Here is a 26,449-nt window from a genome sequence, read left to right on the forward strand (position 1 = left end):
AGAGAATCCCGTTGATCACCCGTCGATGACTGGCCCACCGGCCGCCCTGCCGCCCGTTCGCCGGCAGGTGCGGCTTCAGCCGGTCCCACTCGTCCCTGCTCAGATCTCCCCGCCCCATGACCAGTACAACGAACCGATCATGCGACGGTCACAAGATCCGCCGTACAGAACCTAGAAGCTGCGGAGATCGTAGAGGTAGGACTTGCCGCCCTTCCAGCTGCGCCAGGGCCCAAGGGGCGGGAACGGCTCCTCGCCACCCGTACGCCCCAGCAGTGGCCAGGAGTTGGCAGTCCCGTGCGCATCGACGGTGCACCACCCCCGGTCGGGGAACCAGCGGCACCAGAGATCCAGATCGAGCCGCTTGAACGAGGGTCTGCCGTTGAAGTCACCGTCACGGAGGAACCGATACGTCAGGCCATCCACCCGCCGAACGAACTCGATCAACAAGACACCCCACCTCCTCTCCCGAAGCGCCCAAGATAACCCCCACCCCACCCGACTTCGCGCATAATTCGCACCCCCTCAAGCGGCCCGTTCGCCAGCCACCGAAGGCCCGACGCATCGCGAGAAGTCGGCCAGTCCGACTTCCTTTGCGATCCCCACACCTCGTGCGCGGCCCGACCCCCCCCCGGCCAACCGGTCAGCTCGGCAAGACACAGGAAGTCGGCCGGTCCGACTTCCTGCACAAGGTCGCGGGCCTCATGCACGCTGCCCGCCGCCGCTCCGAGGGCAACTGGCGCCCAGCAGACGCGGCGACCGGGCCGCTGCACGTGGCCAGAAGCCCGCCGCAGCGCAGGAAGTCCGCTGGGCCGACTTCCTGCACAATCCGCCGAAGAAGAAAGGTTCCTGCCGCCGTGGCCAAGGACACCCTGGCGTAGGAAGTCGACGCGGCCGACTTCCTGCGGGGCGCTTGTCGCGGGATCCGCCCGGTAGCCCCGGCGGGGTGTATCTGCCGCGCTGGCCGTTGGTTGGGGTCCGCGTGAGAAGTCGCCCCGGCCGACTTCTCGTGCGCCTGGACGTGCCAAGGCAGACGAAACGCTCCTGCCGCCGTGCGTGGCCAGGCCCGTCCACTGCCGGTGCGCGGCGTAGGAAGTCTGCTGGGCTGACTACCTGCACAATCCGCCGAAGAAGAAAGGTTCCTGCCGCCGTGGCCAAGGCCGCCCTGGCGTAGGAAGTCGACGCGGCCGACTTCCTGCGGGGCGCTTGTCGCGGGATCCGCCCGGTAGCCCCGGTGGGGGTGCATCTGCCGCGCTGGCGGCTGGCTGGGATCCGCACGAGAAGTCGACCCAGTCGACTTCTCGCGCGCCCGAACGTGCCAAGGCAGACGAAACGCTCCTGCCGCCGTGCGTGGCCAGGTCCGCCCACTGCCGGCGCCCGGCGTAGGAAGTCCGCTGGGCCGACTTCCTGTGCGATCCGCCGAAGAAGAAAGGTTCCTGCCGCGTCGGCTGAGGATGCCCTGGTGTAGGAAGTCGATGTGGCCGACTTCCTGGGGGGCTTGTCGCGGGATCTTCCTAGTGCCGCATCAGGCAACGTTCGCCCTGGTGACGACTTCGCGTAGGCGCTCGTCGGCGGCGTGCTTGTTCCGCCAGATGATGCAGCGGCGGATCATACTGCCCTGTTCTTTGTGGCTGGCGTGGTCGGTGCCGTCGAGGGCGAAGTAGCGAAGGGCGGTGAACTGGGCCTCGATCCGGTTGAGCCAGGAGCTGTTGGTCGGGGTGTAGGCGATCGCGACGTTGTTCGCCGCCGCCCGCGTCCCGACCCGCTGGCACCGCTTCGTCGTCAGGTGCGGCGAGTAGTTGTCGCAGACGATCGCAATACGAACGTCCGCCGGGTGCAGTGAGCGCAGGTAGCGGCAGAACTCCAGGAACTTGGAGCGGTTCTTGGTCTTCTTGACGTGGCCGTAGAGCTGGTCCTTGGCGAGGTCGTATGCGGCGAACAGGTGCCGGACGCCGTGCGGTCGGGTATAAGTGGCCCGCCGCCGGGCTCTGGGCCCGCGGTCGGGGTCCTTGCCCTTGCCGCCGCGTTCGGCCCACTGCCGGCCCGGGTGCGGTTGGAGGTTGAGCGGACCGAACTCGTCCAGGCAGAAGACGACTTCGGGCTCGCCCTCTTCGGGAATGACCTCGCCGTCGGCGATCGCGTAGAGGTGTTCGACCCGGGCTCTCTTGGCTGCGTAGTCGGGATCCTTCGAGGTCTTCCAGGTTTTCACGCGTTGAAACGAGACGCCCTCCTCGCGGAGCAGGACCCGAAGGCCCTCGTGGCTGATGTCGTCGACCACCCCCTCGGCGACCAGGAAGTCGGCCAGCTTGGCCAGGCTCCAGGTCGAGAACGGCAGGCCGTGCTCGGCCGGCTTCGACTTGGCGATTTTCTTGGTCTCCCGGCGCTCGGGCAGCGTGAACGTCCTCGGCCGTGCGCCCTTGTATTTCGGGCAGAGCGAGTCGAAGCCGTCGGCGTTGAGTTGTGGATCACGTCGCGGACCCGGTCCGCGCTGGTGAACGTGACCTCGGCGTTCTTCGCCACGGGCATTCCCTGGGCCGACAGCAGCACCATCCGGGCCCGCCGCCAGGTCACCACCGACCCAGTGCCCCGGCGGACGATCCGCAGCAACCGCCCGCCCTCGCCGTCATCAATCTCACGGACCCTTACTCGTTCTGCCATGCGCCAACAGCCTCGCGTCAGGAGCGGACGGGGACAGGAGCGCCTTCGGTGTGCGCTACCTGGCGCGGCGCCGCCGTAGCTCCTCCAGCCACTCTCGTACCTGCTCGTCGTTGTGCAGGTACGGTTCCTCGGGCCCCGGCCGCAAATCGATCCCGTGGAGGTGCTCCAGCGCCCACAGTGACAGGTCGTCCCATTCCAATTCGTCATCGAGGAACCAACGCCCGGCCCACCGGTCGGCTGCATCCCGGCTTACGCGTCCGTCGGCCACAGCAGAGAACCACGACTCGATCTCGTCCAGGTCTGGCTGATCTCTTCCACTCACGGCCTCACCGTATCCAGGCCAGGGCAAAGGCTGTCTGACGCGGCACTAGTGGGCCCCGGTGGGGGTGCATCTGCCGTGCTGGCGGCTGGTTGGGATCCGCACGAGAAGTCGACCCAGCCGACTTCTCGTGCGCTCGGACGTGCCAAGGCAGAAGAAGCGTTTCTGCCGCCGTGCGTGGCCAGGTCCGTCCGTTGTCGGCGCCCAAAGGAGCCCGTGCCGGCGTAGGAAGTCCGCTGGGCCGACTTCTCGTCCAATCCGCCGAAGAAGAAAGGTTCCTGCCGCCTTGGTCGAGGATGCCCTGGTGCAGGAAGTCGACGCGGCCGAATTCCTACGCGGCGCTCGTGCCGGCATCTGCCCGGTGGCCCGGTGGGGGTGCATCTGCCGTGCCGAGGGTGCACCCGAGAAGTCGGCCACGTCGGCTTCTTGCGCAGACGGCTCGCCTTACGCACGCTGCTCGGAGCGCCTCTTCGGCGAACTGGGCTCCCGATTGTGGCCCGGTGCCCAATGGGTGCGTCGAACGGCCGTTGTCCGTCCGCTGGCCAGCGAGGTTGGCCCGCAAAAGCCCAGTGTGGCCGACCGCTTCGATAGCACACAGGAAGTCGGACCGGCCGACTTCCCACGCAATCGCGGGCCTCAACCGCGTGACCGTGCCCGGGTGCGCGGTGGCTTGCCCGCATGAGTCGGACGGGGCTGGCCGGCTCGGCGTGGTGCAGGAAGTCGGCCGGTCCGACTTCCCGCGCGATCCGCATTCCTCACTCTTGCACTGCTCGCCGCCACTCCGACGGGCTGAGTCCTCGGGCGCGCTTGAACGCGACGCTGAACGCGAAGGCATCCTCGTAGCCGACGTCCCGTGCCACCGCCGCGATGGTGTCGTCGCCGTTCCGGAGGAGGTTCGCGGCCAGGTCCATCCGCCAGCCGGTGAGATAGGTGAGCGGCGGCTCCCCCACCAGTGTGGCGAACCGCGCCGCGAACGCGGCCCGCGACAGCCCGACCCGTCCGGCCAGTTCGGCGACCGTCCAGCGGTGGGCCGGTTCCTCGTGCAGGAGCCGCAGTGCGTCGCCGACGGCCGGGGTCGCCAACGCGCGGAACCAGGAGGGGGATTGGGCCTCCGGCCGGGTGCACCACGCGCGGAGGGCGAGCACCAGGACGAGGTCCAGGAGGCGGTTCAGGACCGCGTCCTGCCCGGGCTCCTCCTCGGCGACCTCGGCGGCGAGCAGGTCGAGCGCGCCGCGGGTTCGGGGGCCCGCGGGTACGACGGCCAGCGGCGGGAGCATGCCCAGCAGGCGGCCGCCGAAGTCGTCGCGCAGGTCGTACGCGCCACGGAGCAGGGTGGTGGCGCCGGGTAGCCCGTCGCCGTACGTGCGCGGGGCGAGGTTCTGATGCGCCGGGCCATTGAGGTACTGCTTCACGCCGGCGCGGATCACCACCTGGGGCGGGGTGTCAGGATCGTCGGCGATCGTGTACCGGCCGGCTCCCGTGATCAGCGCGATGTCACCAGCGGTGAGCCGCACCGGGGTCGTACCCGGTTCCTCGTCGAGCCGGATCGACGCGTGCCCGCCGAGTGCCGCGATGACGGTGAGGGGCGGGGGATCGGCGAAGGTCATCGACCAGGGCGGGCGCTGCACCAGTTGCCGCACCTGGGCGTTGCTCGCGCGGGCCCGGTGGAGGAGATCACTGAGGACGTCCATGGCGGCTCACGCTAGACGATCGCAAAGGAGACGGCGACGATCTCCCATGGATCGTCTGCCCCCAGCGGGATTTCCTGGTGGGCATGCAGACATTCCTCGTTCTCGGCGGCACGGGCACGACCGGCCGCCGCATCGCCCGCCGCCTGCGCGCCTCCGGTCACCCCGTTCGTACGGCTTCTCGCAGCGGCGGCGACGTCCACTTCGACCTTGGCGACCCGGCGAGTTGGGCGCCGGCACTGGACAGCGTCCGCGCCGCCTACCTGATGGAGCCCGACCTCCGTCCGGGCGCCGACCGCCACGAACGCCTCCCGAGGCTGGTCGCCGAAGCCGTGGCGGCGGGGGTGCGGCGCCTGGTGCTGCTCTCCGCCCACGGGGTCGGCGAGGCGGGTGACGACCACCCGCTGAAAGCCGCCGAGCAGGCGGTGCGCGAATCGGGCGTGGAGTGGACGGTGCTCCAACCCGGCTGGTTCGCACAGAACTTCAGCGAAACGTTCTGGCTTCCGGGCATCGAGGCCGGAAACCTCGCCCTCCCCGCCGGGGACGGGCGGACGCCGTTCATCGACGCCGAGGACATCGCCGACGTGGCGGTGGCCGCCCTCACCGCCGAGGCCGGCCACAACGGCCAGACCTACCAACTGACCGGCCCGCGCCCGCTCGGCTTCGCCGAAGCCGTCGAGCGGATCGCCACCGCGACAGGCCGCCCGATCAGCTACACCCCCATCGCGCCGGAGGCGTACCTGGAACTCCTGACCGCCCAGGGCACCCCGCCCGCCGTCGCCCGCATCTTCACCAACCTGCTCATCGACATCCGCGAGGGGAGGGGCATCACCGTCTCCGACGGCGTTGAACGAGCCCTCGCCCGCCCGCCCCGCTCGTTCGAGGACTTCGTCGCCGGCAGTCGGCTCAGCCGCAATCCACGTACGCCGAGGCGACCGTGACGGGCTGAGTGCTCCCGGGGGCGGTGAGGTCGGTGAGGGGCCCGTTGGCCCACTTCGCCTCCCCGCCGAGGTCCCGATCGGGGAACAGCCCGACCGCACAGTCCTCGCCGGCGGGGAGGGGCGTACGGACCGACTTGGCCTGCACCGAGGGCGTGATGCCGGTGATGTCGGAACCCCGAAGCTGTGACAGCGGCCCCTGCCACACGATGGCCCCGCGTCCGCCCTTCCCCGAGTACAGACACACGTTCGCCTTGGCGCACCCCTCGGCAGCCTGAGCAGCCGGCCCGAACGCCAGCGGCGCGCCGAGCAGGGCGGCCGAGGTCAGGCAGACGGCGAGGGTTCGTATCCGTCGCATGTGGATCATTGCTCCCAGGATCCGTGCGGGCCCCACGGCGGGTCCGCAAAGTGTCGCCATGCTGACATGTACATCGCCGTGATTTCCCTCGATGTATCCGCGCTTTCTCCCGGTCGGCCTCGGAAGTCGAGCCGTGCATCGGTGCCCACGCACGAGAAGTCGATCCCGCCGACTTCTCGCGACTGCAGAAGGTGGAACGTTCCTGCGCCTGCCGGAAACGGTGGGCGCTGCATCAGAAGTCGATCCTTCCGACTTCTGATGCAGCGCCCCTTCGCCCCCTCGGTTGCGAGGCTGCGGGGGCTGCGCGGAAAGTCGACCTCACCGACTTCTCGCGCGGAGGCCGGCCGTTGCCCAGCTGCCCGTGTCGAAACGTTCCTGCTGGCTGCCGCGAGCTGAGGTGCCGGCAAGAGGCGTTATGCACGGAAGGCCGGCTGCGTGGCCAGGTGATCCGGCCCGCGCGAGAAGTCGGCCCAGCTGACTTCTCGCGACAGGATCGCCCGGGAGGCAGAAACGTTCCCGCAGCCGGCCAAGGAGCGCCTTGCACAGGAAGTCGATGTGGCCGACTTCCTGTGCGGCGTCCACGGGAGGCCCGCCCAGTGGTTCGGTGTGGGTGCTCCTGCTGCGGCGGTGTGCGGTCAGGTCCTGCGTAGGAGGTCGACCTCGCCGGCTTCCTACGCGGCGTTCGCCTTGGGGTCTGTTCGGTTGTGCCGGGGCCTTGCACAGGAAGTCGATCTGGCCGACTTCCTGTGCGGCGTTCTCCGGGAGGCCCGCTCGGTGGTCTGGGTGGGGGTGCTTCTGTTGTGCTGGTGCACGGTTGGGTCCTGCGTAGGAGGTTGACCTCGCCGACTTTCTGCGCGGTGTTCGCCTTGGGGTCTGCTTGGTTGTGCCGGGGGCTTGCGCGGGAAGTCGATGTGGCCGACTTCCTGTGCGGCGTCCACGGGAGGCCCGCCCAGTGGTCTCGGTGTGGGTGCTTCTGCTGCGCCGGCGTGTGGTTAGGTCCTGCGCGGGAAGTCGACCCAGCCGACTTCCTACGCACGGGGCCTCGGGCGGCCGGCTGCGGATCCAGAAGGCGGTGGCCTGCCCGGGGATGCGATGCCTGTCGGTGGGCGCGAGAAGTCGGCCGAGTCGACTTCTCGCTTTCTCGCTCAACCGGCCACCCGCACCACGTACTTGCCCGTCGCCCTCCCCGTCTCCATGGCGTCGTGGGCGGCGGGGACGTCGGTGAGGTCGGCCAGTTCGGTGACGGGGAGGGGGAGGTGGGCCCCGGCGAGGAAGTCCATGGCTCGGCGGATCGCGCGGGCCAGCTTCGCGGGGGCGGTGGCGGCCAGGCCGCGGTGGCTGAAGCCGGTGACGGTGAGGTTGCCGGCCATGAGGCGGCCGAGCGGTGGCAGAGCGTCGACGGCGCCGCCGCCCGCGTTGCCGAAGAGGACGATCCGGCCGCCGGGGGCGGCGAGGTCGAGGTCGGTCGGCAGGGCCGAGGTGCCGAGCGGGTCGAGGATCAGGTCGACGCCCTGCCCGTCCGTGGCCTTCCGGACGGCCTCGACCAGGTCCTCGTCGCGCGCGAACGCCGCGTCGTACCCGGCCGCGACGGCCGCCGCGGCCTTCTCCGGCCGGCCCACCGTGCCGAGCAGCCGGCCCCCGCCCAGCAGTGGCACCAACTGGGCGACGGCGCTGCCGATCCCGCCGCCCGCCGAGTGCACGAGCACGGTGTCGCCGGCGGTGAAGCGCCCCGCGTCGGTGAGCAGCAGGACGGACGTGGCCAGGCCCAGCGGGACGGCCGCGGCCTCGCGCAGCCCGACCCCGTCCGGGACGGGCACGGTGAGCGCGGCCTCGGCGACGGCGACCTCCGCCAGTCCGCCGCCGACCGGTGCGGCCACGACCCGGTCGCCGACCGCGAGCCCCGTGACGCCCTCGCCGAGCGCCCGGACCGTCCCGGCCACCTCCTTGCCCGGCAGGTACGGCCACTCGGAGGTGTAGCCGCCGTCACCGCGCCGCGCCATGACGTCGACGAAGTTGAGTCCGGCGTAGGCGACGTCGACGGCCACCTGCCCGGGGCCGGGCTTCGCCGTCTCGACGTCCTTGACCTGCGAGTTCTCCGCCCCGCCGGGTGCGGTCATCACGAGTGCGCGCATGTCGGTTCCCCCTGGAGCTACGATGTTCTACGAACGACGAAATTAGTACCACTCATCTTCGATGTTTGTCGAACATCGAAGAAAGACGCCGAACCTGGAGGCCCACCCGTGCCCCGCAGCACCAGCCGCCGCCGGACGGCGCTCGCGCACCCGGAAGTCGAGGACATCGACCTGCTCGACGTGCTGCACGCGCTCTCCGACCCCACCCGGATGACGATCGTGCGCACCCTCGCCGCCGAGCCCGAGCGCGCCTGCGGCACCTTCCCGGTGGACGTCGCGCCGTCCACGCTCAGCCACCACTTCAAGGTGCTGCGCGAGTCCGGCCTCATCCGCCAGCGCGAGGAGGCCAACCGCCGCCTCACCGCGCTGCGTTCGGCCGATCTGGAGGCGCGCTTCCCGGCCCTGCTGGCCACCGTCCTCGCCGCGTACGAGAGCGCCGAGTACGAGAGCACCACGTACGAGAGCGCCGCCGAGCCCGTGGAAGAGCCCCTGGAAGAGCCCAGGGAAGAGCCCCTGGAAGAGCCCGGCGGCGCCTGATCCCGAAGGTGCCGAGCTCAGCGCCGGCGCCAGACCATCCACCCCTGCTGCCGGTCGACCCGCTCGACGAACCATTCGGCCGGATGCCCCGGCCAGGCCGCCTCCGGCTCCGCGCCCTCGGTGGCCGGGGGCATGACGACCGCCGTGGCCGCCGCGGGGATCGGCCGGTTGCGCGGGTCGAGGTACCAGACGCGGCCCCGGTAGACCTCGAAGGCCTGCGTGCTGCGGATCCCCCAGTCGCCGTCCCAGCTGAACACGACGCTGTCGTCCGGGTGGAGGCCGGCCCGCTCGGTGAAGCCGGTGGCGAGGCTCCGGCGCCAGTTCGAGTGCGGGTAGCTGATCCGGTCGGTGATCGTGACGGTGGCGAACCCGGCGAACAGTGCCAGCGCGACGGCGAGCCAGACCGCCCGGCGCGAGGTGATCGTCCGCAGCAGGACCACGAGGCCGAGCACGGCGAACGCGACGGCGGTCGTCCGCATGATGTGCAGCGAGCTCCAGTCGCCGCCGAGGAGCAGGGCGTCCGGCATGCCCCAGGCGACGAAGGCCTGCGTCTTGAGCAGCGGGCCGGCCGACAGCACCACCGCGCCGCCGAGTGCCAGCGTGAGCCCGGCCGCCCCGGCCAGGGTCCGGCCCAGGGCGCGGCCCCGGAGTCGGGCCAGTGCCGCGCTGCCGATCACGAAGGCCGCCGGGACGAGGCACGCCGTGTAGCGGGCGTACACCCAGTCGTCGATCCGCTTGTCGTCCGGCAGTGCGGCGGCCGCCGCCAGCGCGGTGCCGACGAGCAGCGCGACCAGCACCCCGCCGACGACCCGGTACGGCCGGGTGACGCGCTTGTCGAAGACGGCGAACAGGCAGATCACGACGGCCACTCCGGCGACTCCCCAGGTGGAGATGATGACGTACCAGATCTGGCCGGCCGTCCGGGTCAGGGTCCGCGAGGCCGCCTGCGGGTCGGTCAGGCCCTTCCACAGGAAGCCGCCGACGTCGCTGACCGGCACGGTGAACCGCGCGCGTAGCCAGGAGTCCAGCAGCTTGGCGCCGAGGACGCCCGCCCCCAGCGAGCCGAGGCCCGCCACCGTCGAGCGCCACGGCGCCCAGCGCAGCAGCAGGACCCCGGCGAACACCACGCCGGTGAGGGCGACGACGACGCCCCCGCGGTCGTGCGTGGCCATCGCGTAGGCGGCGGTCAGCCCGGCGCCGGCGGCGTGCCACGCGCGGCGGCGGGTCGTGCCGTCCGCGAGCCAGCCGTGCAGGCAGAGCAGCCAGGCCAGGACGAGGACGGGCATGACGGTGTCCGTCAGCGCGAATTCCGAGTAGAAGACGAGCGGCGGCAGCAGCGCCGTCGCGGCGGCGAACGCGTACGCCTGGGGCCGCCCGAGGCCGAGGCGGCGCAGGCCGACCCAGGCCAGGGGGAAGACGAGTGCGTTGAGCAGGGCGTTGATGCCCATCACGAGGTGGTAGGCGGTGGACGGGTCGTCGGCGATGCGCAGGGCGGGGGAGATGAGCAGCGGGTATCCGCCCGGGATGACGACGCCGACGGGCATCTCGGTCGTGGGGTGTCCGGCCAGGACCCGGGCGAGGACGAGGTACGACTCCTCGTCGGGGTGGACGGACGGGTAGCTGAAGTCCCGCACGAGGTAGAGCCGGAACAGGACCTCGGCGAAGTACCCGGCGAACAGCACCCAGATGCGGAGCCAGCGCCTCGGGTCGGTCCGGCGCTCCGTGCGGTGCGGAGCGCCCTCGGCGATCCGGTCCTCGTCGGTGGCCGGTGCGGACGTCAGTTGCATGTGCCAACCCCTCCCCTGGTGATGCGGCTGTGTGCGCGGGGCGGGGCCGCCCCTGATGTCGCCCGACTATATATGTCGTCCAGCGTCATATGTAGTCGAGGTGGTCGAGGGGGTCGTTCCCGGCGGGTCCGAGGGGTCGAAAAGAATCTTGAGAAGCGCCTGCAACCGATCGCCGGGATGAACGTCTATGTCAGTGAGAAGCAGGGAGCCACGATCAAACTCCCGGGGTGCGCGGAAGTTGCAGCCCGCTCTCGACCAGCCATCAGCCATCAGTGCGCTGCTGCGGCATGCCCGCAGCGCGGCTCCAGGGGGGAACCATGTCCACCATCGTTCGTATCCGTCGTACCCGTCGCGCCGTCGTCGCTGCTGCCGCCCTGGGCGCAGCCGCTGTCTGCGGATCGGTCGTGGTCACCGCCCCGGCCGCCTTCGCGGCGGAGCCGTCGCGCACCTCGCTCACCGTCCAGGCCCCGGCCTCGGTCGGGTTCGCCGGCGGGCCGGTCGCGTTCACCGAGAACATCACCAACTCGGGCTCGGAGGAGACCGGTTACAACCTGGAGCTGAAGACCACCACCGGGGCCGGAACGCCGCCGAACTCGATCGTCATCGACTACAAGGACCCGGCCGACGGCGCGTGGAAGTCGGTACCGCTGGCGATGACCAGGGGCAACGAGAGCGTGGTGTACGAGGGGACGGTGATCGGACTCACCGTTCCGGCCGGTCGGACCCGCAAGGTCGACCTGCGGATCGGCGCGCCGATGGGCCTGGCCCACGACGGCGCCTCCAACGGCGGCTTCGATTCGATCACCCTGCGCTCCGACCTCACCACCCCGCCGCACCTCCACGACCGGGTGGAGGCCGAGGCGACCAGCACGATCAAGGTCACGTCGATCGGGAGCTCCCTCGCCCACGTGCCCGCCTCCGCCGTCGCGGGCGGCGCGCCGATCGAGTTCGACGCCGTCCTCGACAACCCCACGCCCTCCGACTACACCAACCTCGGCAACGTCCTGTTCGTCGACAAGCACGCGACCGTCCAGGTGCGGACGGCGGACGGGGGCTGGCGCACGCTGGACAAGGTGCCCGGTGACACGCCCGAGGAGCCGGTCGGCGTCTACCTCCAGGGGCGCGACTCCAGCCTCCGGGCGGGCGGCCACCTCGTGGCCCGGGTGCGGGTGTCGTACGACGCGACGACCCCGGCGGGCGCCACCGAGGTGAACCCGTGCGTGTTCGTCAACGAGGGGCGGCCGTTCTGGGGGACCACGCTGTGCTCCACGGGCGCGAAGGTGCAGGTCCAGCCCGCGGGCACGAAGACGCCCGAGCCGACCCCGTCCTCCTCCGCCCCGAAGCCGGTTCCGTCCACCTCGGCCCCGTCGGCCCCGGCGCCCTCCGCCCCGGCGTCCTCGGCCCCGGCCGTTCCCGTCGTGCCGGCCTCCGACGGCACCCCGAGCGCCCCGGCGGCGGCCCCGTCCACCACCCCCGCGCCGCAGGCCCCCGCCCCTCAGGCCCCGGCGGCCGACGCCCAGCTCGCCTCCACCGGTGCCGACCACACCACCGCCCTCCTCGGCGGCGGCCTCGCCCTGACGGGCCTCGGAGCCGGCGCCCTCTGGCTGCGCCGCGTGCTGCGCCGGGCCTGAGCGAACGCCAAGGAGCCCGTCACCCTCCCGGGTGACGGGCTCCAACCGCTCGGTGCGCTCCGTGCGGCGTCAGCGCAGCCGCGACGACGACAGGATCGACGCCAGGTGCGCCACCACCATGCCCCACGTGATCACCGTGATCCCCGCGAGCGCGGCCCGGGTCGGCGTCAGCCCGCCCACCGCCGCGTCCGCGACGGCCGCCGCGAGCAGCACCAGCGAGGCCTCGATGCCGTTCGTCACGCGGTGGATCTTGAACACCGACGCGAGCCGGCGGGCCGTCGCGATGCCCTGGGAGCGCGGCTGGGTCGACTCCTCGTCGGCCGGGGCCGCGCCGCTGCGGGCGCGGGCGACGTCCACCAGGTCCGTCGAGGCCTTCAGCAGCACCACGCCGAGCGCCGCCGCCAGCCCGGCCGACACCCACAGCTCCGACCCGCCCCGGGCCGCCCGCACGCCCGCGCCGATCATCAGCGCGGCGTCCGCCAGGTAGGCGCCGAGGCGGTCGACGTAGACCCCGGCCATGCTGAACTGGCGCTTCCAGCGCGCCACTTCGCCGTCCACGCAGTCGAACAGCAGGAACAGCTGGAACAGCACCACCGCGAGCACGGCCCCCGTCAGGCCGGGGATCAGCAGGGCCGCCCCGCCGCCGACGCCGCAGACCACCATGACCCACGTGAGGGTGTTCGGCGACACCGAGGTCCGCACCAGCTGCCGGGTCGTGCGCAACGAGAGGCGGCGCATGTACAGCCGGCCCGCCCAGTGCTCACCGTTGCGACTCTGCAGCTTGGCCTGCGGCTGGCACACCTCGCGCAGCTCCGAAAGCGCCGGAGCAGCCACCATGACGAATCCCTCCACCGGTCCGGCGGGACCCGCCGGACGTCCTGTCCCGAAACGATCATCGAACGATCCACCACAGGGTAGAACCTGCCGGGACCCCGCCCGCGCACGGACGGCTGGACCCCGGACGTCGGGATCATGGAGATCCGGTGGGGGAGGTCAATCCGGCTGGCGGGAACGCGGACCGCGTGGAGGTCCGACGCTCCACCGGACCCGCCGACCCGGGCCGCCTGCCGCGCCGCCTACCGCGCCGCCGGGGGCGACCCGGAGGAGCGGCAGGCGGTGCACGCGCGTGACGTCACGCATCCGCGCGACCGGGCACGCGGGGAACGGATCCGCGTCCGGGACCTCACGCCACCGCGAGCGTCGGCACCGGCGCCCCGCCGCGGTGCAGCAGGGCCCGCTCGGTCGCCGTCCACACCCCCGACGTCACCAGGTACAGCGCCGCCGCCAGCGGCACCAGCGCCGCGAACAGGACCGTCCCGAACGACAGGTACGGCAGGAACGCCGCCCCCGGCTGGGCGGTCTGCGCCGCCGCTGCCGCGCGCCGGGCCCGGCGGAAGTTCACGTACCCGACGGCCGCCAGCCCCGCGTACAGCACGCCGAACACGGCCAGCTGCCCGGCGCCGTGGGCGTTCGCGACGTGCAGGCCGAGCGGGGTGCCGAACACGGTGTGGCCCTGCAGGTCGTCGGAGGTGGTGAACAGCCGGTACATCACCGAGAAGAACGGGATCTGCACGAGCGCCGGCAGGCAGCCGGCCAGCGGCGAGACCTGCTCCTTCTGGTGCAGGTCCGCCATCGCCTCGCGGAGCTTCTCCGGGCGGTCCTTGTGCTTGCGGTTCAGCTCGGCGATCTTCGGGGCGAGGCGGGCGCGGTCCTTCTCCCCGCGCGCCGCGGCCCGCGCGAGCGGGTGCAGGGCGAGACGGACGGCGACGGTGAACAGGACGATCGCGAGCGCGGTCGGGACGACGTGGGCGAGCCCGGCGACGACGGTGTGGGCGACGGCGACGGCAGGGTCGAGAACGGCGAGAACGGACATGGTGGAGCGAGCCCTCCGGGGTCTCGGGACATGGGTGATCGACGGAGGGCGGCCGCGGGGAACGGCGGGGATGGGGAACCGGACTGGGGAACCAGCCGGAAGCCGGGCGGCAAGACCCGGCCGGAGAACCGGACTGGGACCCGCGCCGGACGGACCCGGGCGCTACGCGGCCGCCGGGGCCGCGCCGGGTGCCCTGGGGCGTCGCCGGCCCCGGGCGTCCGGATCGCGCTGGGACAGGAAGGCCGTACGGAACGCACGGCGCCGCAGCATGCCGTTGCGGACGGCGGCGGGAGCGCGCGCCCCCAGCAGCCGGGCCCCGGCGAGCGTGCCCGCGACGGCACCGGCCAGCAGCACCACGGCGGCGACGGTCGCCACCGAGGCGAGCGATCCGCCCTCGGTGAGCAGCTCGCCGGTCAGCACCCGGAGCAGGCCGAACAGCATCGCGATCACGGTCACGGTGTGCTCCCTTCGCTCGGTGCCCGGCGGACTCACCCGGCGGACTCGCCTGACGGACTCGCAGGACGGTGACGACGATCGTACGACGTTCCGGCTTCCGGCGTACACGAGATGTCCCGGTGGATGCCCGGAGCGGGCGCGGAGGAGGCACCGCCGGAGGTGTAGCCGGCTGTGCTACACGGGGCTACCTTGGAAGGGTGAAGACGATTACCCAGCGGGAGTTCCGGAACAACTCCGCCGCGGTGATGGACGCCGTCGAGGCGGGGGAGACCTTCCACATCACCAGGAACGGGGTCGAGGTCGCCGAGCTGCGGCCGGTGTCGAGCCGGCGACGGCTCACGGCGGAGGAACTGGTCGCGCGGCACGTGAAGCTGCCGCGCGTGGACTACCAGCAGATGCGCAAGGAGGCCGAGGAGGACTTCGGCCCCGAGGAGCTGGTGGGCGACGACGGCGACGACCCGTTCGAGCGCCGGCGTGGCTGAGCGCCGGCGGGCCTCCCGGCGCCGGCCCGCCGGGGTCCTCGACACGTGCGTCTACATCGACCTCGCGCTGCTCAGCCCGGCCGACCTGCCCGCCGTGCCGGAGCTCACCGCGATCACCTTCGCCGAACTCCAGCAGGGCGTGTCGATGGCCCGCGACCCGATCAGCCGGGCGGCCCGCCTGGAGGTGCTCGGCGCCGCGATGGCCGACTTCGACCCGCTGCCGTTCGACGCGGCCGCCGCCGCCCGCTACGGCACCCTCGTCACCCTCACCATCGCGGCCGGGCGCCAGCCCCGCCCGCGCCGGATCGACCTCATGATCGCCGCCGTCGCCTCCGCCCACGGCCTGCCGCTCTACACCCGCAACGTGGCCGACTTCCGCGGACTGGCGTCGGCGGTGGAGGTCATCGGCGTGTGACCGGCCGCGCTGGCCGCGCCACCCATGCCGGCCGCGTCGGCCCGGCGCCCGAAGGCCGCCCGTTCGTACCGCGAGCGTGCTTGCAGCAAGCGGATCCGTCGCCGCCGCCCGCCGGTCTCCGGTCCCGGCGGGCGGCGCACGCGTACCCCGTACGCCCCCGCCCGTCAGCCCAGGCGCACCGTCGTGCCCGTGGCGGCCGAGGTGCGGGCCGCTTCCAGGACGGTGAGCGTGGCGACCGCGTCGTGCGGGTCGACCGGGGCCGGGGTGCCGGGGTCGGCCAGGGCGGCGACGATGCCCGCGTAGAAGGCCGGGTAGTCGCCCGGGTCGGTGGGGAGGGGGATCGGCGCCTCGTCGGTGCCGAGCGTGCCGTAGTGTGCGGGCTGGTCGGCGCCCCACGGACGGTCGCCGTCGGGGCGCAGGCCGGAGCGCAGGTCGGCCTCCTGCGGGTCCATGCCGGACTTGACGTACCCGGCGGCGTCGCCGAGCACCCGCAGCCGGGGCCCGAGCAGCGGGGTGAGGGCGCTCGTCCACAGGTGGGAGCGGGTGCCGGAGGCGTGGGTGAGGGCCAGGAACGCGTCGTCGTCCACGACCGCGCCGTCCCGCCGGACGTCGATCTCCGCGTACACCGTCTCGACCGGCCCGAACAGCGTCAGCGCCTGGTCGACCAGGTGGCTGCCCAGGTCGTACAGGGTGCCGCCGGCCTCGGCCGGGTCGGCGAGCTCGCGCCAGCCCGGCTTCGGCTTCGGCCGGAAGCGCTCGAACCGGGACTCGAACCGGTGCACCCGGCCCAGCGCGCCGCCCCGGACGAGGCGGGCGGCGGTCAGGAAGTCGCCGTCCCAGCGGCGGTTCTGGAAGACCGAGAGCAGGACGTTCCGCGACTCCGCCAGCCGGCACAGCTCCAGCGCCTCGGCGGCGGTGCCGGCCAGCGGCTTGTCGACGACGGTGGCCAGCCCGGCGCGCAGGGCGGCGCGGGCGAGCGGGGCGTGGGTGCGGTTGGGCGAGGCGATGACGACCAGGTCCAGCGCGTCCGGGTCGGCCAGCAGCTGCTCGGGCGTGTCGACCGCGCGGGCTCCGGGGTGCTCGCGCTGCAGCTGCGCGCGGCGCTCCGGGTTGGCGGTGACCACGGCGTCCAGCCGCAGGCCGGGGGTGGTGGCGATGAGCGGGGCGTGGAAGGCGGAACCGGCCAGGCCGTAGCCGATCAGGCCGACGCGGAACGGGCGGGGGGTCTCGTCGGAGCTCATGCGTCCACTCAATCACGGGCGGTCCGGCCGTCCCGTCCAGCCACGTCGCGGCTGCGGGGCCGCTCCGGGGCGGCCCGGTCCCGGTCCCGCCCCGGCCGCGTGCCCGGCCCCGTTCCGGTGAACGGACCGTGCTGCCGTCGTTCAGGCGTGCCGATTAGGCTGTGCCGCGTCAGGGCCTTCGCAAGACGTCGCAACACTTCGGGAGACACGCACGTGGCAGACCGCAAGCCCATCGAGTCCTGGCTGACCGACATGGACGGCGTCCTCATCCACGAGGGCACGCCGATCCCCGGCGCGGAGGAGTTCCTGCGCCGGCTCCGGGAGTCCGGCAAGCCGTTCCTGGTCCTCACCAACAACTCCATCTACACCCCGCGCGACCTCAGCGCCCGCCTGGCCGGCATGGGCCTTGAGGTCCCCGAGGAGTGCATCTGGACGTCGGCCCTGGCGACCGCCAAGTTCCTCAAGGGCCAGCGGCCCGGCGGCACCGCGTACGTGATCGGCGAGGCGGGTCTCACCACCGCGCTCTACCAGGCCGGTTACGTGCTGACCGACAACAACCCGGACTACGTCGTCCTCGGCGAGACCCGCACCTACAGCTTCGAGGCGCTGACCAAGGCGATCCGCCTGATCAACCAGGGCGCCCGGTTCATCTGCACCAACCCCGACGAGACCGGCCCGTCCACCGAGGGCGTGCTGCCGGCCACCGGCTCGGTCGCCGCGCTGATCACCAAGGCCACCGGCGTCGAGCCGTACTTCGTCGGCAAGCCCAACCCGCTGATGATGCGCGAGGCGCTGAACAGCGCCGGCGCCCACTCCGAGAGCGCCGTCATGATCGGCGACCGGATGGACACTGACATCGTCGCGGGCATGGAGGCCGGCATGGAGACGATCCTGGTGCTCACCGGCCTGACCGCCGCGGCCGACGTGGAGCGCTTTCCGTACCGGCCGACCCGCGTGGTCAAGTCGATCGCGGACCTGGTCGAGCTGATCTAGCGTCCTGATCCAGCTTTCGCGGTGCCGAATCGGGCTCCGTCTCCCGCCGCCGGCCGGAGACGGGGCCCTTTGCGTCCGCGGAACTCGTACGTGTGGGGAGGAACGGACGGATGGTCACCACGGGGGAGCCGGCGGCCGCGGAGAAGCGGGTCACCTGGGCCGAGCTCTACTTCGACCTGGTCTTCGTCTTCGCGGTCACGCAGGTCTCCGGCCTGCTGCACCACCACCACGACTGGCGGGGCGTCGCCGAGGCGCTCGTCGTGTTCGTGCCGGTGTACTGGTGCTGGGTCGGCACCACGGTGCAGGCCAACATCCGGGACGTGGACAACCTGCGGGACCGCGTCGGCATCCTGCTGGTCGGCCTGGCGGGCCTGTTCATGGCGCTCGCCGTGCCGGGCGCGTGGGGCGGGCGGGGCGTGCTGCTCGGCGCCGGGTACTGGCTCGCGCGGGTGGTGCTGGTCGTCCTGCTGATCCGCGTCCCGGGCGTCTGGCGCGGCCCGTACGGGGTCGGGGTGCTGGTCAGCGGGCCGCTGCTGGTGGTCGGCGGACTGCTGCCGGACGGGCCGCGGCTCGCGCTGTGGGCCGCGGCGGCGGCGTGCGACCTCGCCGCACCGGTGCTGTTCCGGCGGCGGCTCGCGGCGGTGGCGTACCACCCGTCGCACATGCCGGAACGGTTCGCGACCTTCCTGCTGGTCGCGCTCGGCGAGTCGATCGTCGGGATCGGCGCGACGGCCGCCCGGGCCCGGCTGGACGCGCCCGAACTCACCGCCGTCGCAGCCGCGTTCACCATCTCGGCGGGCCTGTGGTGGCAGTACTTCGTCTACGCGGCGGACGCCATGCGGCACGCCGTCGAGGTCACCGACTCGCGCCGGGACGTCGTCCGGCGGATCTTCCAGTACGGGCACCTGGCGCTCGTCGCCGGCGTGATCGGCGTCGCGGTCGGCTTCGGCGAGACGGTCGCGGACCCTTGGCGCGCGCTCGGTCCCGGTGCGGTGGCGCTGCTGTACGGCGGCTGCGGGCTGTACCTGCTGACCTTCGGCTACACCCGGTGGATGATGTTCCGCAAGGTGGCGACCACGCGCATCACCGCGGCGTTGCTGGTGCTGGGCCTGCTGCCCGCGATGATCAACCTGCCGGCGCTGGCGGTACTCGTGGCTCTGGCGGTGCTGCTGGTGGTGCTCAACGTGGTGGAACACCTCATCGTGGCGCGGGTCGCCACAGGGGAGCCAGGGGAGGCAGGGGAGCCAGGGGAGCCACCGGAAGCCTCACCGGCTGCCATCCCCACCCCCTCCTCGCCGTCCGCCCCCGCTGTCGCGGAGTGATGTGTCGCCGTTCTCGCCGTCATCTCCACCCCTTCCACACTCCCCGCCCCCGCTCCTGCGGAGCGAGCTGTCGGTGGGCCTGTGTAGCGTTCGGGGTGCAAGAGGGCGTGCGGCCGAACAGCCGCTGTGTGGGAGGTAGATGTCGTGACGGACACGGTCGAGGCGAGCACGGTCGAGGCCGGCGCGGGCGGTGGGCTGGAGCTGCCCGGGTCCTGGCGCGAGGTGCTGGGCGCCGAGACGGAGAAGCCGTACTTCGCCGAGCTGGCGGCCTTCGTGGCAGCCCAGCGGGCGGAGCACCAGGTGTTCCCGCCGAGCGGCCAGGAGTTCGCCGCGCTGGAGGCGACGCCGTACGAGAAGGTCCGGGTGCTCGTGCTCGGCCAGGACCCGTACCACGACGACGGCCAGGCCCACGGCATGAGCTTCTCAGTGCTGCCGGGCACCAAGACGCCGCCGTCGCTGCGCAACATCTTCAAGGAGATGGACGCCGACCTCGGCATCCCCGCTCCGGACAACGGCTACCTGATGCACTGGGCCGAGCAGGGCGTGCTGCTGCTCAACGCGGTGCTCACCGTCCGCGCGCACGAGGCCAACTCGCACAAGGCGAAGGGCTGGGAGAAGTTCACCGACGCCGTGATCAAGGCGGTGAGCGAGCGCGAGGAGCCGGTGGTCTTCGTGCTGTGGGGCAACTACGCGAAGAAGAAGCTGCCGCTGATCGACACCACCAAGCACGTGGTGGTGCAGGGCGCGCACCCGTCCCCGCTGTCCGCCAAGCTGTTCTTCGGCAGCCGCCCGTTCTCGCAGATCAACGCCGCGCTGGAAGGGTTCGGCGCCGACGCCATCGACTGGCGGATCCCGAACCTCAAGAAGGACTGACCCGCGGCGCACCGGCCGGCCGGTCAGTCGGCCGGTTGGTCTGCCGGTTGGTCTGCCGGTTGGTCGGTCAGTCTGCAGGTCGGACGGACGATCGGCCGGACGGACGGGCCCGACACCCCGTCCGTTCGTGTCCATCCGCCGTTCACCGCGGGTGGCCGCCGGGCTGCGGCCGGTGTGCTTAGCTGGTGCCCGACCGGGTCGCCGGACCCGGTCCGGGGAGGGGCGGCACGTGCGCCGGGTTGGGCGGATATCGGGTGTCCGGTGGGCCGTGGGGGCGGCCCTGACGGGACTGTTGGCGGCTACGGCGGGCTGTGGCGGATCGGGACCGGGGGGTGGTCCGACGCCCTCCGGGGCGCCACCGAACTCCGCCGCGCAGACGCCTGCGCCACCATCCCCACAGGCGGACGGGGGCCTCGCCCAACTGCCCAACCAGACCTTCTACGTCTCCGACCAGACCTCCGCCGCCCGCCAGTCGGCCGCCCTGCGCGGCCAGGGCCGGACGGCGGAGGCGGCCGACCTGCTGCGGATCGCGGCCCAGCCGTCCTCGCAGTGGCTCGGCGAGCAGAACGCCCCGAGCATCGCGGAGCAGGTGAGCCGCCGCGCGGCCGCGGTCGACCGGACGCCGGTCTTCGTCGCCTACGATATCCCGCACCGCGACTGCGGCCAGTACTCGGCCGGCGGCGCCGCCGACGCCGCGTCGTACCGGGCCTGGATCACCGGTGTCGCGGAGGCGCTGGGCGACCGCAAGGCCTGGGTGATCGTGGAGCCGGACGCCGTCGCCCACACCCTGGACGCCTGCGGTGTGAAGGGCGACCTCGCCGCCGAACGGTATGGACTGCTGGCCTTCGCCGTCCAGGAGCTGAAGAAGCGTCCGCAGGTGCGGGTGTACCTGGACGCGGGCAACCCCGGCTGGTCGCAGGACCCTTCGGCGATGGCGGACGCGCTGCGCAAGTCCGGGGTCGCCGTCGCGGACGGCTTCGCGGTGAACGTCTCCAACTTCTACGGCACCGACGCCAACGCGGCGTACGGCGGACAGCTGTCGGCCGCGCTGGGCGGGAAGCACTTCGTCGTCGACACCAGCCGCAACGGCAACGGCCCGCTGGGCGGCGACTCCTGGTGCAACCCGCCGGGCCGCGCGCTCGGCGAGCCGCCGACGACCGACACCGGCCGGCCCGGGGTGGACGCCTACCTGTGGATCAAGAACCCGGGGGAGTCCGACGGCGAGTGCGGCCGGGGCGAGCCCCGGGCGGGCGAGTTCTGGCTGCCGTACGCGCTGGGGCTGGCGAGGGCGGCCCGCTGACCCGTCCGCGGGCGTTGAGCCGTCCGCGGGCCGTTGAGCTGTCCGCGGGCCGCCTCCCGGCGGTCCAGGAGGGTCAGCCCGTCACCTGGATCCAGCGCGCGACGGACGGGGTACCTGCGGAGTCCGTCAGGAACAGCATGTACCAGCCGGGCGGCAGCAGGTTGGGGTTGCCCGGCAGCGTGAGCGAGACGCCGTCCGCCGTGCGGCCGGTGATGTCCAGGGCCACCGACCGCTGTTCGACGTCCGTCACGTGGGTGACCGAACTCGGCCGGATCAGCTTGGCCGTGGTGACGGCGTCCGGGCGCGCCGCGCCGACGGTGACGGTGCTGTCGAGCCTGGCCCCCTCGGGCGCGGCGGTGACCTGCGGGCGGTCGCCGTGGTACAGGTACGGCGGGGTGTAGATCTCGATCCGCTGCTCGAAGCCGCCGGGCGTGGTGTTGGCGTCGTCGGCGAAGAGCGGGTTGGAGCCGAGCACGGCGACCCGGCCGTCGGGGAGCAGCAGCGCCTCGGAGTGGTAGTCGCGGCCGACGGTCGGTTCGGCGGCCTTGGTGAAGGTGTTGGTGCCGGGGTGGTAGACCTGCGCCTTGAGCAGGTCGCTGCCGCTCTTGCCGCGGTAGCCGCTGGAGCCTCCGGTGGTGAAGACGGTGTCGTCCGGCAGGATCACGCTGTTGAGGTACCGTGTGCCGCCGGCGGGCAGGTCGGGACCGGGGGTGAAGGCGGGCTTCGGCGCGGAGAGGTTGGCGATGTCCGTGCGGGCGCTGGACAGCGGCGACTCGCCGACGCCCCCGCCGCCGAGCACCATCACCTTCTGCGCCTGCGCGGGCGGCAGCAGCACCGAGGACGAGGTCTCGGTGAGGCCGGGGTCGCGCAGGCCCGGGACGGGCTGGAAGCCGTTGTTCGTCAGGTCCCACAGGCCCGGCTCGCGGCCCTTGTCGGCGGGGCCGTAGCCGGCGTTGGAACCGGAGTAGAAGAGCTTGCCGGAGGTGGTCAGGAAGAGCGACGGGTAGGTGGGGAAGTAGCGGTCGGGGGCCTTGGCCCAGGTCTTGGACCTGGGGTCGTAGACCTCGTTGTCGTTGCCGTTGAGGATCTGTCCGGTGTCGTCGAGGCCGGACACCGTGACCACCCGGCCGTCGCCGAGCCCGGTGAGCGTCGGGTACCACCGGGCGTGGGTCATGTCGGTGACCTGCTCGTACAGTTCGGTGTCCGGGTTGAACTCGAACGCCGCGCGGATGCCCTGGTATTCCTGCTTCTCCAAAGTCATCTTGTCGTTCATGCCGTACAGGTTGTGGGCGTCCACGCCGCTCAGGCCCTTGATCCGGTACTGCGCACGGGCGTCGGTGAGGTAGTCCTTGCCCTCCCCGACGGCCTCGACGAACACGTGCTGCTCGCTGGCCGTCACGACGGTTCCGGTGCCCGAGCCGGTCTTCACCGCGGCCGGGACGGTCACGTCGGCGGTGGAGGCGTACTCGCGGCCGTTCGGGGCGACGAAGACGGTGCCCTTGGGGAACGTCCGGGCGCGTTCGGGGCTCTCGTTGCGCACGCGCATGGTGCCGGCGGCCTTCTTCACGGCGCCGTCCAGCTTCTCGTACCGCTGGGTGCCGCCGGCGACCAGCACCCGGCCGTCGGGCAGCGAGGTGTGGCCGCCGCAGAACATGTCGTCCGGGGTCGGGACGAGCTTGTAGGTGTTCTTCGCCGGGTCCCAGAGGAGGCTTTTGAACGTGCCCGCGCCGAAGGCCTTCTCGTCGTTGCCGGAGCCGGCCACGATCAGGACCTTGCCGGTGCGCAGGAGTGTGGCGTGGACGGCGTTGACCCGGAACTCGGCGGGCAGCGTGAGGGTCTGCCAGTGGCCGTACTCCGCCTTGTACTCGGGGCGGTTGATCACGTACTGGTGGTACTGGTCGGAGGCGAAGCCGAGGACGGCGGGCGCGTTCATCCCGGCCACGGTCAGGGCGACCGTGCTGCCGAGGGCGAAGCGCCTGGTCCGTCCGGCGTTGTGGATCTTCACGGTGATCGGTCCCCTCGTGGGCCGGTTCGACGGGTGGCTGTTCGGCAAGTGGCTGCTCGGTGGGTGGCTGTTCGGTGGGTGATCGCGGTGAACGCCCGACGGGCAGCCGCTCGGCGGGCATTCGCTCAGCGGGTGGAGGAGGGCTCGGCCTGCCGGGGCTGCGGCGGCCTCCGGAGTTCCAGCGTGGGCTGGTCGAGGCCCGAGTGGTCCCGCGACTCCCGGTCGAGTGCGGCGGGGTCGAGTGCGGCGGGGTCGAGGAGGACCGGCCGGCGCAGCTGGACGGTGGGCTGGTCCACCCGGACGGCGGTGGCCGAGGGGCCGCCCCCGGTCACGGTGAGCGTGGCCGTGGGCCTGGCCCGCCGGCGCCGGACGGTGTCCGCGGCGGTCACCAGCAGGGGCAGCAGCGTCAGGACGAGGGCGATGAACGCCCAGGTGCGCATGGCCGCGTGGTCGTGGCCGGTGAAGAAGGACGCGACGATCGCGGCCCCGAACACGACCGTCCAGAACAGGTGCAGCCGGAACGTGGAGAACCGGTCGGGGCTGGCCGAGCCGCCCTTCGGTGTGACGACGAAGCGGCTGCGCAGCCGCAGCGCGGCCTGCACCAGGGCGGCCGCGTAGACCGGCCCGGAGAGCGCCGACATCACCATGCCCGCGACCCCGGAGGAGCCGGCCGGCTCGTGCGGGCTCACGTTGTGCTTGCGGTTCCAGGTGTAGAGCAGGAGCTGGAGCGCGGCGGCGTCGCTGTAGAGCATCATCCAGATCTCCGAGGAGACGTGGATGCCGGACGCCCCGAAGACGAGGTAGAGCACACTGGAGACCGCCCCGAGGAGCCAGGTCAGCGCCGCCATCGGGTAGAAGCAGACCATCAGCGAGTAGTTGAGCAGCCGCCCGGGGGAGAGCTTCCACATCACCCGCCAGTACTGGGTGAGCAGGGTCTCGTACGTGCCGCGGCTCCAGCGCAGTTGCTGGGAGAAGAAGTCGGTCCAGGAGGACGGGCCCTCGCCGACCGCCAGGACGTCCGGGGTGTAGACGGACTTCCAGCGGGCACCGGTCCGGGGGTTGCGGCTCCGGTGGAACTCCAGACCGGTCGCCATGTCCTCCGTGATGGAGTCGTACAACCCGCCGATCGACTGGAGCGCGCCGATTCGCACGGCGTTGTTCGTGCCGACGAACATCGGCGCCCCGTAGCGGTTTCCGGCGCGCTGAATCAGCGCGTGGAAGAGGTACTGCTGGCTCTCGGAGAATTTGGTGACCGCCGAGCCCGAGCTGCGGTAGTTCCCGTACACCTGGGGGCCGACGACGAATGCCACGTCGGGGTCGCGGAAGTAGCCGAGCATGCGCTCGCAGAAGTCCGGCAGCGGGACGTGGTCGGTGTCGACCGACACCCAGAAGTCGTAGTCGTCGCCGTGCGCCTGGAGCCAGGCGTTGTAGTTGCCGTGCTTGGTCTTGGCGCGGAACCTGCCCTCGGGCCGGTTCCAGTGCGGCCGGCCGAAGCGGCTGAAGTGGCGGACGCCCAGCTCGGCGCAGAGCGCGCGCATCGCAGGATCGTTTCCCTCGTCCAACAGCCAGACGTCGTAGGGGCCTTCGTGCCGCACGGCGAGCGCGGCGGTGAGCGTGGCCCGGACCATCTCCGCGGGCTCCTTGCCCGGCACACAGGTGGTGAGGAAGGCGACCCTGGTGCCGCGCTCGGGCGTGACCGGGACGGGATCGCGGGCGACGAGGGTGGCGTGGGCGTTGGAGACCACGTTGACCAGCCGGAACACCTCGACGACGGCGATGATCCCGATCATCACCTTGTCGGCGGTGAGCAGCCACGCGTCCGTCTCGCCGGGGCGCTCGGGCCAGTGTTCGGGCAGTAACAGCCAGACCAGCAGCACCGCTTCCACGAGCGGGGCGGCCATCAGCAGCAGGGCGGCGCGGATCCGGTGCGGCTCGCGGCGCAGCAGGCTGCGGTACTGGACGCGGTAGGGCGCGGATCCGGTGCCGGGCTCGGCGTCCGTTTCCGCGTCGGTTCCGGTACCGGTGTCGGTGCGGGCGCCGTCGTCGGGGTGTATTCGGGTGTCGGTCCAGTTGTCGGCCCAGGCGTCGGTCCAGGCGTCGGTCCGGTAGACCCCGTCGCCGGGGTCGAGGGCCGGTCCGGCGAGTCGGCTGAAGTGGGCGTAGTCGTACGGGGCTTCGGGGGCCGGTACGTCGGCCAAGGCGTCGTCGATCCGTGTACTGCCGCCGCCGTCGGCCGTCTCGGCGTCTTTCCGCCGCGAGAACGGCAAGGTCATGGTTGCTCCCCCCGGAGTCGTGCGTCGACTGGCTGCGCCGCCGCTTCGGAGCCGCCCGGGGCAGAACACTGCCCGGTGAACTGCGGTGGGTCAGGCAGTTTCCGGGCTATTCGTCACATAAACCGTGAGCAATCAATTCTATTGTGTGACTACATGGCGTGTAACTGCGCGACCGGCTTCGAATGCGGGATCCCGGAGCACTTCCCGGTTTCCCCTCCGGGTGTGCGGGATCCTTGGCGTGCTCAACTCTCCCGGAGGGTCGCGGTGATCGCAACCGATCTGAGAGATGATCAGTGCGCAAGCGTGAAGATACTACGGTTCCAAGCCAAACCGGAGTGCCGAAGTGATATTGGCGCGGATTGGACGCGTCCGGCGCATCGGGGCCCGCTCCCGTCGAATGAGCGGGCGAAGAGCGGACTTCGCGTCGAGGCCCTCTCTTCGCCATCTCCGTTTCTCGACAAGTAACTTGACGCTACGTCAGCAATGTGGCTCCGGTCGCTGCACGCACCTCTTCGAGGGTTCTGCCGGGTGCCGTCTCCACGAGGAGCAGCCCGGCCGGCGTCACGTCCACGATCGCCAGGTCGGTGACGATCCGGTCCACGACCCGCCGTCCGGTGGCGGGGAGCGTGAGCTCCTCGACGATCTTCGGTGAGCCGTCCCTGGCCGTGTGTTCCATGACGACGATCAGCCGCCGGGCGCCGTGCACGAGGTCCATCGCGCCGCCCATGCCCTTGACCGTCTTCCCGGGGATCATCCAGTTGGCGAGGTCGCCGGCCGCCGACACCTGCATCGCGCCGAGCACCGAGACGTCGATCCGGCCGGCCCGGACCATGCCGAAGGAGACGGCCGAATCGAAGTACGAGGCGCCCGCCGCGACGGTCACGGTCTCCTTGCCCGCGTTGATCAGGTCGGCGTGCTCGGCGCCGTCGGCCGGGTACGGGCCCACGCCCAGGACGCCGTTCTCCGAGTGCAGCACCACCTCCACGCCCGGCGGGAGATGGTCGGGGATCAGGGTGGGCAGGCCGATGCCCAGGTTCACGTACTCCCCGTCGCACAACTCCCTCGCGGCGCGCGCGGCAAGGGCGTTCCGGGGGTCGGGTGCCTTGCGGGGGTTGGATGCATTCCGGGGGTCGAGTGCCTTGCGGGGGTCGAGCGGTGTCGCGGCGGTCAT

The 26,449-nt window shown here is 72.0% G+C and carries 21 protein-coding genes and 2 pseudogenes; 9 read left to right on the forward strand and 14 right to left on the reverse strand.

The window, feature by feature from the left end; genetic code table 11:
- The 4 genes and pseudogenes from ACFVU9_RS21750 to ACFVU9_RS21765 form a co-directional block, all read right to left on the reverse strand.
- Window positions 1-118: pseudogene (locus tag ACFVU9_RS21750) on the reverse strand (IS5/IS1182 family transposase); the annotation flags it as partial.
- Between the two features lie 53 nt (window positions 119-171).
- The gene (locus tag ACFVU9_RS21755) at window positions 172-447 is read right to left on the reverse strand and encodes a hypothetical protein (protein ID WP_387595531.1); all 276 of its coding nucleotides are present in this window, start codon (window positions 445-447) and stop codon (window positions 172-174) included.
- 1,075 nt (window positions 448-1,522) lie between these two features.
- A pseudogene (locus tag ACFVU9_RS21760) lies at window positions 1,523-2,655 on the reverse strand (IS630 family transposase).
- Window positions 2,656-3,729: 1,074 nt separating this feature from the next.
- Window positions 3,730-4,665 carry an AraC family transcriptional regulator gene (locus tag ACFVU9_RS21765; protein WP_387595534.1) on the reverse strand — a complete coding sequence of 312 codons (936 nt, stop codon included), beginning with the start codon at window positions 4,663-4,665 and terminating at the stop codon, window positions 3,730-3,732.
- An 83-nt stretch (window positions 4,666-4,748) separates the two neighbouring features.
- On the opposite strand from ACFVU9_RS21765, the gene ACFVU9_RS21770 reads away from it, so the two are divergent.
- A complete protein-coding gene (locus ACFVU9_RS21770; protein WP_387595537.1) occupies window positions 4,749-5,603 on the forward strand; it encodes an NAD(P)H-binding protein in 855 nt (284 codons plus the stop codon).
- On the opposite strand, the gene ACFVU9_RS21775 is transcribed toward ACFVU9_RS21770, so the two are convergent.
- Together ACFVU9_RS21775 and ACFVU9_RS21780 are read right to left on the reverse strand one after the other, a co-directional pair.
- Complete coding sequence (locus ACFVU9_RS21775; protein WP_387595540.1) at window positions 5,569-5,958, reverse strand: hypothetical protein; 390 nt, start codon at window positions 5,956-5,958, stop codon at window positions 5,569-5,571. The genes ACFVU9_RS21770 and ACFVU9_RS21775 overlap by 35 nt on opposite strands.
- A 1,145-nt stretch (window positions 5,959-7,103) precedes the next feature.
- Window positions 7,104-8,090 carry a zinc-binding alcohol dehydrogenase family protein gene (locus ACFVU9_RS21780; RefSeq protein WP_387595543.1) on the reverse strand — a complete coding sequence of 329 codons (987 nt, stop codon included), beginning with the start codon at window positions 8,088-8,090 and terminating at the stop codon, window positions 7,104-7,106.
- A 108-nt stretch (window positions 8,091-8,198) separates the two neighbouring features.
- Between ACFVU9_RS21780 and ACFVU9_RS21785 the strand changes: the two genes are divergently transcribed.
- Window positions 8,199-8,627, forward strand: a complete 429-nt coding sequence (locus tag ACFVU9_RS21785) for an ArsR/SmtB family transcription factor (RefSeq protein ID WP_380501507.1) — start codon at window positions 8,199-8,201, stop codon at window positions 8,625-8,627.
- A 17-nt stretch (window positions 8,628-8,644) separates the two neighbouring features.
- On the opposite strand, the gene ACFVU9_RS21790 is transcribed toward ACFVU9_RS21785, so the two are convergent.
- Window positions 8,645-10,414 (reverse strand): hypothetical protein, encoded by a 1,770-nt coding sequence (locus ACFVU9_RS21790; protein WP_387595546.1) that lies wholly within the window; start codon window positions 10,412-10,414, stop codon window positions 8,645-8,647.
- A 317-nt stretch (window positions 10,415-10,731) separates the two neighbouring features.
- On the opposite strand from ACFVU9_RS21790, the gene ACFVU9_RS21795 reads away from it, so the two are divergent.
- Window positions 10,732-12,045 (forward strand): hypothetical protein, encoded by a 1,314-nt coding sequence (locus ACFVU9_RS21795; RefSeq protein WP_387595549.1) that lies wholly within the window; start codon window positions 10,732-10,734, stop codon window positions 12,043-12,045.
- A gap of 69 nt (window positions 12,046-12,114) precedes the next feature.
- Here ACFVU9_RS21795 and ACFVU9_RS21800 read toward each other — a convergent pair whose 3' ends face one another.
- From ACFVU9_RS21800 to ACFVU9_RS21810, 3 genes are all read right to left on the reverse strand, one after another.
- Complete coding sequence (locus tag ACFVU9_RS21800; protein WP_380435180.1) at window positions 12,115-12,882, reverse strand: CDP-alcohol phosphatidyltransferase family protein; 768 nt, start codon at window positions 12,880-12,882, stop codon at window positions 12,115-12,117.
- 346 nt (window positions 12,883-13,228) lie between these two features.
- A complete protein-coding gene (locus ACFVU9_RS21805) occupies window positions 13,229-13,918 on the reverse strand; it encodes a YidC/Oxa1 family membrane protein insertase (RefSeq protein ID WP_387595552.1) in 690 nt (229 codons plus the stop codon).
- 162 nt (window positions 13,919-14,080) lie between these two features.
- Window positions 14,081-14,374: a DUF6412 domain-containing protein gene (locus ACFVU9_RS21810; protein ID WP_380435182.1), complete on the reverse strand. Its 294-nt coding sequence runs from the start codon at window positions 14,372-14,374 to the stop codon at window positions 14,081-14,083.
- A 197-nt stretch (window positions 14,375-14,571) separates the two neighbouring features.
- Here ACFVU9_RS21810 and ACFVU9_RS21815 point away from each other — a divergent pair, with 197 nt between their 5' ends.
- Together ACFVU9_RS21815 and ACFVU9_RS21820 are read left to right on the forward strand one after the other, a co-directional pair.
- A complete protein-coding gene (locus ACFVU9_RS21815) occupies window positions 14,572-14,856 on the forward strand; it encodes a type II toxin-antitoxin system Phd/YefM family antitoxin (protein WP_380435183.1) in 285 nt (94 codons plus the stop codon).
- The gene (locus tag ACFVU9_RS21820) at window positions 14,849-15,271 is read left to right on the forward strand and encodes a type II toxin-antitoxin system VapC family toxin (protein ID WP_359960592.1); all 423 of its coding nucleotides are present in this window, start codon (window positions 14,849-14,851) and stop codon (window positions 15,269-15,271) included. Before ACFVU9_RS21815 ends, ACFVU9_RS21820 begins: the two co-directional genes overlap by 8 nt.
- A 164-nt stretch (window positions 15,272-15,435) precedes the next feature.
- Here ACFVU9_RS21820 and ACFVU9_RS21825 read toward each other — a convergent pair whose 3' ends face one another.
- Complete coding sequence (locus ACFVU9_RS21825; protein WP_387595556.1) at window positions 15,436-16,512, reverse strand: Gfo/Idh/MocA family oxidoreductase; 1,077 nt, start codon at window positions 16,510-16,512, stop codon at window positions 15,436-15,438.
- A 213-nt stretch (window positions 16,513-16,725) separates the two neighbouring features.
- Here ACFVU9_RS21825 and ACFVU9_RS21830 point away from each other — a divergent pair, with 213 nt between their 5' ends.
- The 4 genes from ACFVU9_RS21830 to ACFVU9_RS21845 all read left to right on the forward strand — a co-directional run bounded on the left by ACFVU9_RS21830 (window position 16,726) and on the right by ACFVU9_RS21845 (window position 21,000).
- A complete protein-coding gene (locus ACFVU9_RS21830; RefSeq protein ID WP_380435185.1) occupies window positions 16,726-17,505 on the forward strand; it encodes an HAD-IIA family hydrolase in 780 nt (259 codons plus the stop codon).
- A gap of 110 nt (window positions 17,506-17,615) precedes the next feature.
- Window positions 17,616-18,827, forward strand: coding sequence for a low temperature requirement protein A (locus ACFVU9_RS21835; RefSeq protein WP_387595559.1), 1,212 nt, complete (start codon window positions 17,616-17,618; stop codon window positions 18,825-18,827).
- Between the two features lie 144 nt (window positions 18,828-18,971).
- Window positions 18,972-19,700, forward strand: a complete 729-nt coding sequence (locus tag ACFVU9_RS21840) for a uracil-DNA glycosylase (protein WP_387595562.1) — start codon at window positions 18,972-18,974, stop codon at window positions 19,698-19,700.
- 292 nt (window positions 19,701-19,992) lie between these two features.
- A complete protein-coding gene (locus ACFVU9_RS21845; RefSeq protein ID WP_380435188.1) occupies window positions 19,993-21,000 on the forward strand; it encodes a glycoside hydrolase family 6 protein in 1,008 nt (335 codons plus the stop codon).
- A gap of 73 nt (window positions 21,001-21,073) precedes the next feature.
- Here the strand turns inward: ACFVU9_RS21845 and ACFVU9_RS21850 are convergent, their stop codons facing one another.
- From ACFVU9_RS21850 to ACFVU9_RS21860, 3 genes are all read right to left on the reverse strand, one after another.
- Window positions 21,074-22,933, reverse strand: coding sequence for a galactose oxidase-like domain-containing protein (locus ACFVU9_RS21850; protein ID WP_387595636.1), 1,860 nt, complete (start codon window positions 22,931-22,933; stop codon window positions 21,074-21,076).
- A gap of 197 nt (window positions 22,934-23,130) precedes the next feature.
- Window positions 23,131-25,278, reverse strand: coding sequence for a glycosyltransferase family 2 protein (locus ACFVU9_RS21855; RefSeq protein ID WP_387595565.1), 2,148 nt, complete (start codon window positions 25,276-25,278; stop codon window positions 23,131-23,133).
- Between the two features lie 472 nt (window positions 25,279-25,750).
- Window positions 25,751-26,449 (reverse strand): 3-oxoacid CoA-transferase subunit B, encoded by a 699-nt coding sequence (locus ACFVU9_RS21860; protein ID WP_387595568.1) that lies wholly within the window; start codon window positions 26,447-26,449, stop codon window positions 25,751-25,753.

It is taken from the genome of Kitasatospora sp. NPDC057936 (assembly GCF_042887525.1).
GTDB lineage: Bacteria > Actinomycetota > Actinomycetes > Streptomycetales > Streptomycetaceae > Kitasatospora.

Bases quoted from the DNA above. Each gene is read 5' to 3' on its own strand.
- ACFVU9_RS21825 (WP_387595556.1), bottom strand. From the start codon at position 16,512: ATGAGCTCCGACGAGACCCCCCGCCCGTTCCGCGTCGGCCTGATCGGC.
- ACFVU9_RS21860 (WP_387595568.1), bottom strand. From the start codon at position 26,449: ATGACCGCCGCGACACCGCTCGACCCCCGCAAGGCACTCGACCCCCGG.
- ACFVU9_RS21765 (WP_387595534.1), bottom strand. From the start codon at position 4,665: ATGGACGTCCTCAGTGATCTCCTCCACCGGGCCCGCGCGAGCAACGCC.
- ACFVU9_RS21795 (WP_387595549.1), top strand. From the start codon at position 10,732: ATGTCCACCATCGTTCGTATCCGTCGTACCCGTCGCGCCGTCGTCGCT.
- ACFVU9_RS21790 (WP_387595546.1), bottom strand. From the start codon at position 10,414: ATGCAACTGACGTCCGCACCGGCCACCGACGAGGACCGGATCGCCGAG.
- ACFVU9_RS21850 (WP_387595636.1), bottom strand. From the start codon at position 22,933: ATGAACGCGCCCGCCGTCCTCGGCTTCGCCTCCGACCAGTACCACCAG.
- ACFVU9_RS21780 (WP_387595543.1), bottom strand. From the start codon at position 8,090: ATGCGCGCACTCGTGATGACCGCACCCGGCGGGGCGGAGAACTCGCAG.
- ACFVU9_RS21805 (WP_387595552.1), bottom strand. From the start codon at position 13,918: ATGTCCGTTCTCGCCGTTCTCGACCCTGCCGTCGCCGTCGCCCACACC.
- ACFVU9_RS21800 (WP_380435180.1), bottom strand. From the start codon at position 12,882: ATGGTGGCTGCTCCGGCGCTTTCGGAGCTGCGCGAGGTGTGCCAGCCG.
- ACFVU9_RS21835 (WP_387595559.1), top strand. From the start codon at position 17,616: ATGGTCACCACGGGGGAGCCGGCGGCCGCGGAGAAGCGGGTCACCTGG.
- ACFVU9_RS21775 (WP_387595540.1), bottom strand. From the start codon at position 5,958: ATGCGACGGATACGAACCCTCGCCGTCTGCCTGACCTCGGCCGCCCTG.
- ACFVU9_RS21770 (WP_387595537.1), top strand. From the start codon at position 4,749: ATGCAGACATTCCTCGTTCTCGGCGGCACGGGCACGACCGGCCGCCGC.
- ACFVU9_RS21855 (WP_387595565.1), bottom strand. From the start codon at position 25,278: ATGACCTTGCCGTTCTCGCGGCGGAAAGACGCCGAGACGGCCGACGGC.